Below are 6,387 nucleotides of genomic sequence, written 5' to 3' on the forward strand. Positions count from 1 at the left end.
ATTAAGGGAAAGATATTTAAAACTTCGCAAAAGATCACGCTTGCCACATCGTTCACGTGTCTGTAAGAGCACAAATGGTACGTGTATGTTGTTTAGCAGGTATGATGGCTCAGTTTCATGGCAACGACGGTCCTACGGCCGACGCACCGCCAACAATCGTCTAGACCAATAAGGCGTTGAGATGCGCTCCAGTCGCACCTGGCCACCGCTGGAAGGGGCGTGCACGAAGCGGTCCTGCCCAACAAAGATGCCCGCGTGCGTGATCTGGGTTGATGCACCGAAGAGCACGAGGTCTCCGGTACGCAAATCGTCCATCGTCACGTTTTGCCCCCAGTCCTGCAGTCCTGCCGTGGACCGTGGCGACGTGAGGCCCGCGGCGCGGCTGTAGACGTGGGCAATGAGGCCGCTGCAGTCGAAACCTGATTCCGGCGTGTTGCCGCCGTAGCGGTAGGGCGTACCGACCAGCCCAAGCGCATAGACCGTCGCATCGCGCGCCTGCTCGGGGGTCAATCTGGACATGCCGCCCTGCACCGCCGGGCGGTGCCAGGAAGGCCTGGGGCTGGGATTCGGCACAGGCGCTGTGGCACATCCCTGGAGCAAGACGGCTGTGGCAGCCACCACCGGAACAATGAAGGGCAAGGCTCGCATGCCGTGGATTCTCCCGAGGCGCGGCGGCTGCGGCAATCAGGCTCGTGCCCGTGTCCGGCTCTGTCTCGCAACGGCCTTCCCTGCCCCTGGATACCCTCTCAACAGCATGACGCCGCCGGCGGATGGTCCTCAATTCCTGAAGTTCTGCGTCACCATCAGCCCGCGGCGGCCACCGTCCAGGATGCCGATGCCCACCCGGCCGAAGCCGGGTCGCAGGATGTTGGCGCGGTGGCCCGGGGACTCCATCAGCCCCCGGTGCGCCAGCTCCAGCGTCTGTGCCAAAGCGAGGTTCTCGCCGGCCATGACGAAGCGAAGCCCCCCGCGGCGCATTCGGTCAAAGGGGTCGGCACCTTCCGGACTGATGTGTGAGAAGTAGGCCCGCGCGAACATGTCGTGCGAGTGGGCACGGGCGACCCCGGCCGCTTCCGGATCGGCACGTAGCGGCTTGAGTCCTTCCCGGGCCCGAGCCTCGTTCACCAGGTCCAGCATGCGCGCCTCCAGTTCCGGACGCGGGCGCGGGTTCTGGACGCTGAAGGGCAATGCAATGCGCTCGCGCGACTCGGGCTGGATGGTGAGCCGATTGAGCGTGCGGCTGGCGGCCTCGTTGAAGATGGGCGCCAACCGGGCCTCCACCCACTCCGCCGGCACGACCAGCCGCTGCGCCAGGCGGCTGTCGCGCGTGGCCTCGGTCAGGCCATCGGCCAGCGGCAACGCCAGCAGCAGCATCACGGCCAGCATCGCGTCGATGAGCCCGCTGCCCGCGCCAGGCAGCAGGCCCAGCGCACGGTTGGCGCCGTGCGCGTGGGCCTGGCGCGGCAGTGCATGCGCCCGGCGCAACACCAGGACGCCCAGCACGATGCGCACCACCGCGAACAGCCCCACGAAGGCCAGCGGCCGCGCCCACGCGCTCTCCAGATGCGGCTCCAGCCCCGCCGCCACGCGCGCATAGCCCCACAACGCGGCCACCAGCGCGGCGACCAGGCACAGCAGCTCCAGCGCAGCGACGATGAAGCCACGGCGCCAGCCGCTCCACATCCCCAGCAGCACGATCAGCCCCAACAGGACGTCCACGACATTCAACGGCGGCATGGCAAGGCGTGGCAGTGAGGACGGTGATAAGGGCAAAGGCACCAGCGCGGCGCAGGCAGCCGCCGTGCCCGATACGGCGTCGGCGCGCGGCCCTGCGGAAAGCCACGGGCACAAGGCTTGCCGCGCCCGGAACCCGCCACCGCCCCACCGGGCGGCCCGAACACAAGATCAAACGGAGAAAAGCTCGTGGAGTTCGGCTATCCCCGACCGCAGCTGCAGCGCAAGCAATGGCAGTGCCTCAATGGTCCCTGGCGCTTTTGCTGGGACGACGAGGGCCGCTATGCCCAGCCCGCCGACATCACCGAATGGCCGCTGCAGATCCAGGTGCCCTATCCGCCCGAGGGCGCGGCCAGCGGCATCGGCGACCGCGGCTTTCACAAGATCTGCTGGTACGAACGCGACGTGGAGATCCCTCCCGGCAACGACCGCGTGATCCTGCGCTTTGGCGCCGTGGACTATCTGGCTCGGGTCTGGGTCAACGGGCGCCTGGCGGCCATGCACGAGGGTGGCCACACGCCATTCTCGGCCGATATCACCCGCATGCTGTCGCCCGACGGTCGGCAGCGCATCACGGTGCAGGTGGTGGATGACCCGCATGAGCTGACGAAGCCGCGCGGCAAGCAGGACTGGCAACTGGAGCCGCACTCCATCTGGTACCCGCGCACCACCGGCATCTGGCAGACGGTATGGTTCGAGCGCGTGGGTCGCGTCCACATCGACAAGGTGCGTTGGACCCCGAAGGTCGAGGGCTACATGATCGGCTTCGAGGCCCGCATCGTCGGCGACACGCTGGACGACGACCTCTCGGTCGAGGTCGAACTGCGCCATGGCGAGCGGCTGCTGGCGCGCGACCGCTACCGCGTGGTGCAGCACGAGGTGGACCGCTTCGTGGTGCTGTCCGATCCCGGCATCGATGACTACCGCAACGAGCTGCTGTGGAGCCCGGAGCGGCCCACGCTCATCGACGCCACCGTACGCCTGCTGCAGGGCGACACCGTGCTCGACGAATTCAGCTCCTACACCGCGCTGCGCTCGGTGACGATCCTGCGCGACCGGTTCATGCTCAACGGCCGTCCCTACACGCTGCGCATGGTGCTGGACCAGGGCTACTGGCCCGAGACCCTGCTGGCCGCCCCGAACGACGCCGCGCTGCGCAAGGATGTGGAGCTGGCCAAGGCCATGGGCTTCAACGGCGTGCGCAAGCACCAGAAGATCGAGGACCCGCGCTACCTCTACTGGGCCGACCGCCTGGGCCTGCTGGTGTGGGAGGAGATGCCCTCGCCCTACCGCTTCACGCGCACCGCCATCAAGCGGCTCATCCGCGAATGGACCGAGGCCATCGACCGCGACTACAGCCACCCCTGCGTCATCGTGTGGGTGCCCTTCAACGAGAGCTGGGGCGTGCCCGAGCTCACGGCGGTGCGCGAGCACCGCCACGCGGTGGAGGCGCTTTACCACCTGACCAAGACGCTGGACGCCACGCGCCCGGTGATCGGCAACGACGGCTGGGAATCCAGCGCCACGGACATCATCGGCATCCACGACTACGACGCCAACCTCGACCACATCCGCCAGCGCTACGGCGGCGAGACCAAGACCGAGCAGCTGTTCGACCGGCGCCGCCCCGGCGGGCGCATCCTCACCCTCGACGGCTACCCGCACCGCGGCCAGCCCATCATGCTCACCGAGTTCGGCGGCATCCGCTACATCAAGAAGCCCGAGCCCGGCGTCAAGAGCACCTGGGGCTACAGCTCGGTCGGCGACGAGGAAGCTTTCGCGCAGCAGTACGAGCAGCTGCTGCACACCATCATCCACACGGCGCTGTTCAGCGGCTTCTGCTACACGCAGTTCGCCGACACCTTCCAGGAGGCCAACGGGCTGCTCACGGCCGACCGCACGCCCAAGATTCCTCTTGAGCGCGTCGCTGCGGCCACCAAGGTGTCCGCCACCCACATCCCCGGCGTGGTGTGAGCACCGCGACGAACCCGCGAAAGCCGCAAGCCATGTACCGACGAGAGCTCCTCAAGCCCGACGGGCGGCGCCTGACGCTGTACGCGCACGCGCCGCTGGAGGGCGACATCGCGGCGCCCAGCCCCTTCGCCGAGCCGCTGGCCGGCGCGCCGCACCTGCGCTGGCACCCGCTGCGCGGCGAATGGGTGACCTACGCCGCTTACCGGCAGGGCCGCACTTTCCTGCCGCCCCCCGAATACAACCCGCTGGCCGTGACCGTCGATCCGGCCAACCCGACCGAGCTGCCCGACGCGGCCTGGGACGTGGCGGTGTTCGACAACCGCTTTCCCTCGCTGGCACCGGTGCGGGAAGGCGCGGCACCGGTGCCTTCGATGATCGTGCCCAGCGCGCCGGCGGCCGGGCAGTGCGAGGTGGTGGTGTTCGCCAAGGACCCCAAGGGCTCGCTGGGCGCGCTGCCGCTGCCGCACATCGAGCTGCTGCTGCAGGTGTGGGGCGACCGTACCGAGCAGGTTGGGCAGCGCGAGGGCATCGCCTACGTGCTGCCCTTCGAGAACCGGGGCGCCGAGGTGGGCGTGACGCTGCACCATCCCCATGGCCAGATCTACGCCTACCCGGTGCTGCCGCCGGTGCCCGCGCGCATGCAGCAGCAGGCGCTGGCGCACTGGCAGGAGCACCAGCGCGGCCTGCTGGCCGATCACATCCAGGCCGAGCTGCGGGACGGACGGCGCGTGCTCTACCAGGGGCCGCATGCCGCCGCCTTCGTGCCGGTGTGCGCCCGTTATCCGTACGAGGTCTGGATCGCTCCCATCGAGCCGGTGCGCGACTTCACGCGGCTCGGCGCGGCCCAGCGCGCCGACCTGGCGCGCGCGCTCAAGACCGTGCTGCTGAAGTACGACGGCCTGTGGCAGCGCCCCTTTCCGTACCTGATGGCCTGGTACCAGGCGCCCACCGACGGCGAGCCGCACCCCGAGTGGCACCTGCATGCGCAGATCTACCCGCCCTACCGCACGCGCGACCGCCTGAAGTACCTGGCCGGCACCGAGATCGCCGCCGGCTTCTTCGCCATGGACGCGCTGCCCGAGGACAAGGCGGCGGAGCTGCAGCAGGTGGAAGTGAGGATCTAGATGAACACAGCCACCACCTTCCAGGACGTCTTCGGCAGCAAGCCCGAGGTCTACGCCCGCGCGCCGGGCCGCGTGAACCTGCTGGGCGAGCACACCGACTACAACGAAGGCTACGTGCTGCCCATCGCCATTCCGCAGAGCACGCGCGTGGCGATGCGGCGCAGCGAGCGCGGCATCAGCCGGGTGCATGCGGCGGCCTACGGCCGCACGGTCGAGTTCGCGCCCGGCACCGACGCGCCAGGAGGCGACGGCAACCCCTTTGCCCGCTACGTCAGCGGCACGCTCATCGAGGCGGCGCGCGAGGGCCTGGAGGTGCCGGCGCTGGACATCTTCGTGGTGTCGGACGTGCCCATCGGCGTGGGCCTGTCGTCCAGCGCGGCGCTGGAGGTGGCGGTGCTGCGCGCGCTGCGCGACTTGCTCGAAGCGGAGCTGGACGACGTGCGCCTTGCGCAGGTGGCGCAGCGGGCCGAGATCGAGCATGCCGGCGTGCGCTGCGGGATCATGGACCAGATGGCCTCCAGCCTGGCCGACACGCGCAGCGCCCTGTTTCTGGACACGCGCACGCTGCGCCGGCAGCTGGTGGCGCTGCCCGAAGGCAGCTCGGTGCTGGTGATGGACTCCGGCGTGGCCCGCTCGCTGGCCACCAGCGGCTACAACCAGCGCCGCAGCGAATGCGAGGCCGCCGCCGCGGCGCTGGGCGTGCCGGCGCTGCGCGACGTGGAATACGTCTCCGCCGTGGAGCAGCTGGCTGACGACACGTTGCGCCGCCGTGCGCGCCATGTGGTGAGCGAGAACCAGCGCGTGCTCTCGGCGGCCGCCGGCTGCGACGCGCAAGGCTTCGGCACGCTGATGAACGCCTCGCATGCCAGCCTGCGCGACGACTACGAGGTGTCGGTGCCGGAAGTGGACCGCCTGGTGGAGTTGCTGCAGCAGCAGCCGGCCGTGTTTGGCGCGCGCATGACCGGCGCGGGCTGGGGCGGGGCGGTGGTGGCGCTGTGCCGCTACGGCGAGCAGGAGAACGTGGCGCGCGCCGTGCTGCCGGCCTACACCGCCATGGGCGGCCAGGGCCGAGCGCTGGTGCCCGCGCTGGATGAGGCCGTCAACGCCTGAACTGCGGGCCGGCGCGTTCGGCGCACCAAGCGGCTTTTCACGGCGGCAAACGCCGCGGCCGCTGCCCGGCGACGAATAAACGGGTATTCGATCCATCCAGGCCCGCCAAGCAAAACGCCCCGACCATATTCTGGTCGGGGCGTTTGCTTGGGATATTAGCCTGACGATGTCCTACTTTCACACGGGAATCCGCACTATCATCGGCGCTGAGGTGTTTCACGGTCCTGTTCGGGATGGGAAGGGGTGGGACCACCTCGCTATGGTCATCAGGCTTGAACTTGTCGCCGGGCTGCTTTTTGGGGCAACCCAGCCAATTCGATAGAGTCGACTTCAGCTCATTGATTGCGTCGCCTTCTTTCGGGCAACAACCTTGAATTCTCTACCTTGACCGCTGGGTCAAAGTTATAGGGTCAAGCCGCACGGGCAATTAGTACTGGTCAGCTTA

5 protein-coding genes and 1 rRNA gene are annotated in these 6,387 nt (G+C 68.6%); 3 read left to right on the forward strand and 3 right to left on the reverse strand.

Annotation, left to right across the window (positions count from 1 at the left end):
* Positions 1-132: 132 nt before the first annotated feature.
* Positions 133-519: a C40 family peptidase gene (locus HHL10_RS14455; RefSeq protein ID WP_310734596.1), complete on the reverse strand. Its 387-nt coding sequence runs from the start codon at positions 517-519 to the stop codon at positions 133-135.
* Positions 520-777: 258 nt separating this feature from the next.
* Positions 778-1,719: a CvpA family protein gene (locus tag HHL10_RS14460; protein ID WP_310734597.1), complete on the reverse strand. Its 942-nt coding sequence runs from the start codon at positions 1,717-1,719 to the stop codon at positions 778-780.
* Between the two features lie 204 nt (positions 1,720-1,923).
* Between HHL10_RS14460 and HHL10_RS14465 the strand changes: the two genes are divergently transcribed.
* The 3 genes from HHL10_RS14465 to galK are packed head-to-tail and all read left to right on the forward strand — an operon-like array spanning position 1,924 to position 5,942.
* Positions 1,924-3,708: a glycoside hydrolase family 2 protein gene (locus HHL10_RS14465; protein ID WP_169161070.1), complete on the forward strand. Its 1,785-nt coding sequence runs from the start codon at positions 1,924-1,926 to the stop codon at positions 3,706-3,708.
* A 32-nt stretch (positions 3,709-3,740) separates the two neighbouring features.
* Positions 3,741-4,832: a galactose-1-phosphate uridylyltransferase gene (gene galT / locus HHL10_RS14470; protein WP_169161071.1), complete on the forward strand. Its 1,092-nt coding sequence runs from the start codon at positions 3,741-3,743 to the stop codon at positions 4,830-4,832.
* A complete protein-coding gene (gene galK, locus HHL10_RS14475; RefSeq protein WP_169161072.1) occupies positions 4,833-5,942 on the forward strand; it encodes a galactokinase in 1,110 nt (369 codons plus the stop codon).
* A gap of 158 nt (positions 5,943-6,100) precedes the next feature.
* Here the strand turns inward: galK and rrf are convergent.
* Positions 6,101-6,213, reverse strand: a 5S ribosomal RNA gene (rrf, locus tag HHL10_RS14480).
* Positions 6,214-6,387 lie beyond the last annotated feature (174 nt).

Origin of the sequence: Azohydromonas caseinilytica (assembly GCF_012927045.1) — a bacterium.
Taxonomy (GTDB): Bacteria; Pseudomonadota; Gammaproteobacteria; order Burkholderiales; family Burkholderiaceae_C; genus Azohydromonas; species Azohydromonas caseinilytica.

Coding starts and splice junctions, on each gene's coding strand:
- HHL10_RS14455 (WP_310734596.1), bottom strand. CDS start 519: ATGTCCAGATTGACCCCCGAGCAGGCGCGCGATGCGACGGTCTATGCG.
- galT (WP_169161071.1), top strand. CDS start 3,741: ATGTACCGACGAGAGCTCCTCAAGCCCGACGGGCGGCGCCTGACGCTG.
- galK (WP_169161072.1), top strand. CDS start 4,833: ATGAACACAGCCACCACCTTCCAGGACGTCTTCGGCAGCAAGCCCGAG.